This is a genomic window from Desulfurella sp., from assembly GCF_049977265.1.
Taxonomy (GTDB): domain Bacteria; phylum Campylobacterota_A; class Desulfurellia; order Desulfurellales; family Desulfurellaceae; genus Desulfurella.
This window is the reverse complement of record NZ_JBMFGQ010000085.1, coordinates 1-2,213: the sequence shown is the minus strand read 5'-3', so window position 1 is coordinate 2,213 and position 2,213 is coordinate 1. Positions and strand designations below refer to the sequence as shown.

The window sequence follows — 2,213 nt, the reverse complement described above, 5'->3', positions numbered from 1 at the left end:
CAACCATAAAAAAGTCTAAACTCTATATAAAAGGGTTTGAAGGTAAAAATACTTATTTTTTTCAAAAATAGATATATATCCTACATTCCCGTCACTCATAACGAGGCAGGGGCTCAACACCAATAAAAAATTCTGTATTGATTCTAAGGAACAGTATATCTCCATAAGCGCTCTGCTATATTATTTTTTTCTTGACAAATTTTAATAAATCTTATATTAAAGTGTGGAAAAATTTTATTGAGGTGAGAAGAGAATGGACAGTTGCGGTCCGCGTAGTAGTACTAAGTAATATGGCAGATGGGTAGTTTTAACATAAGCCCATCTGCCAAAATATAAGGAGGTGGGTTTATGTTAAGGCTACTTGATATCTTCAAATTATTTTTTAGAAACAAGCTTATATTTGAAAAACAAAATGATTGTTCTTTAAGCTTTCGGAGTACCTTTCTTTAGATATTATAATTACAACATTTCCAACAATGCAGCTTTAGAAAGTGAAAGAAAATCTATTATAGCTATTTTATTGTTTATATTAGGTTTGACTTTACTTTTATTAATAGCATAACAATAAATAATCAAGGAAGGTGCTTTATGGTCAAAACAAACCAAGTAAAAGAAGTTTCTTTAAACGCAAATATGTTAGACATACCAGAAGATAAATACATAAGGTTGCTTGATAGGTGGAAAGTCTACCAGCTTCGCAATAATTCTTCTTTGTTTAGAAAATTTCTATTATTTTTAACGTTAGTAGGTCCTGGCATACTTGTAATGATTGCAGACAATGATGCAGGTGGTGTTATAACATACGCCCAAACAGGAGCAAAATACGGTATAGGGTTTTTTATACCATTTCTTATACTTATGATACCTGTTGCTTACATAGTTCAAGAAATGACAGTTAGGCTTGGAGCTGTAACAAAGCGTGGTCATGCAGAAATGATATGGAAAAGATATGGTAAATTCTGGGGTGCGTTTTCATTGTTTGACCTGGTTGTAGCAAATATTCTAACGCTTATTACAGAATTCATAGGTATAGCTACAGGTCTAAAGGTATTTGGAGTTCCAGCGTGGCTTAGCGTTATTGGAGGGTTTGTTGTTGTATCAAGTGTATTAATTTTTTTAAAGTACTATACATGGGAAAGGATAGCTTTGTGGATTGCTGCTGGCAATCTTGTTTTTGTTCCCCTTGTTATTTTGGCTCACCCAGACTGGTCAAAAGTAATAAGCTCATTTGCAACATGGCATATACCGCATGGTTCTAGTTTCAGCACGTTTATTTATATAATACTTGCCAATTTAGGTACCACAATTGCACCATGGATGTTATTTTTCCAACAATCAAGCGTTGTAGATAAAGGACTTGCAAAAATAGACATACCTCAGGGTCAGCTGGATACATTTATTGGAAGTGTAATAATGGGTATTGTTGCAATTTCCATAGTTATTTTAACTGGAAGTCTGGTATTTGGGTTACCTGGAGCTTCTGGTTTTGATATTAACCATATAATGTTTGTTTTATCTAAATCAAGGATAGGGCAAATAGGTACAGATCTATTTGCTTTGGGTTTAGCAGAAGCAGGTTTAATTGCGGCTATCGCAATAACTGCCAGCACTTCCTGGGCAACCGGTGAAGCGCTTGATTTAGAGCGCAGTATTAATTCAAGATTTTCAAAAGCATTGCCTTTTTATCTATCTGGTATCTTAAGCAGCGCTCTTGCTGCCACAGTAGTGTTAATACCACATATGCCACTTGGGTTACTTAATCTGGCTGTTCAGGTTATAGCTACCATATTTATGCCTGCCGCCATGTTGTTTTTACTTATGCTTTTAAATGACAAAGAAATAATGGGAGATTATGTGAATAAATCCTGGCAAAATATTGCAGCTTTTACAATAGTAGGCATTTTAATTATTGCAAACATGCTGTATGGCTATACAGTTATGTTCCATACATAGGAGGTTTAAAATGACAAAAAATACAATATTTACAAAAGATTTTTTTGAGATAGAAAAAGAAAATATTGAAAAACCCATAAATGTAAATAAAACTGAAGTTAAAGGCTGGATAAAGTGGGCTTTTTGGGCTTTGCGTATTTATATTGTAGTTATGCTTATGCTTATAGGTATGAGCTTTTTGCATATTAAATGATTGCATTCATTTATTTAGCATAGGTTATAACCTATGCTAAATGTCGTTAGATTCTAGAAAACAACTT

At 33.5% G+C, this 2,213-nt stretch carries 2 protein-coding genes; both read left to right on the top strand.

What is annotated here, in order from left to right:
- The first annotated feature begins 588 nt into the window (after positions 1-588).
- Positions 589-1,953, top strand: a complete 1,365-nt coding sequence (locus ACP5FO_RS08720) for an NRAMP family divalent metal transporter (protein WP_428157416.1) — start codon at positions 589-591, stop codon at positions 1,951-1,953.
- A 10-nt stretch (positions 1,954-1,963) separates the two neighbouring features.
- Positions 1,964-2,146 carry a hypothetical protein gene (locus ACP5FO_RS08715; RefSeq protein ID WP_428157415.1) on the top strand — a complete coding sequence of 61 codons (183 nt, stop codon included), beginning with the start codon at positions 1,964-1,966 and terminating at the stop codon, positions 2,144-2,146.
- Positions 2,147-2,213: the final 67 nt, after the last annotated feature.

Excerpts from the sequence above, each read along its gene's own strand:
- ACP5FO_RS08720 (WP_428157416.1), top strand. The coding sequence starts at position 589 with ATGGTCAAAACAAACCAAGTAAAAGAAGTTTCTTTAAACGCAAATATG.
- ACP5FO_RS08715 (WP_428157415.1), top strand. The coding sequence starts at position 1,964 with ATGACAAAAAATACAATATTTACAAAAGATTTTTTTGAGATAGAAAAA.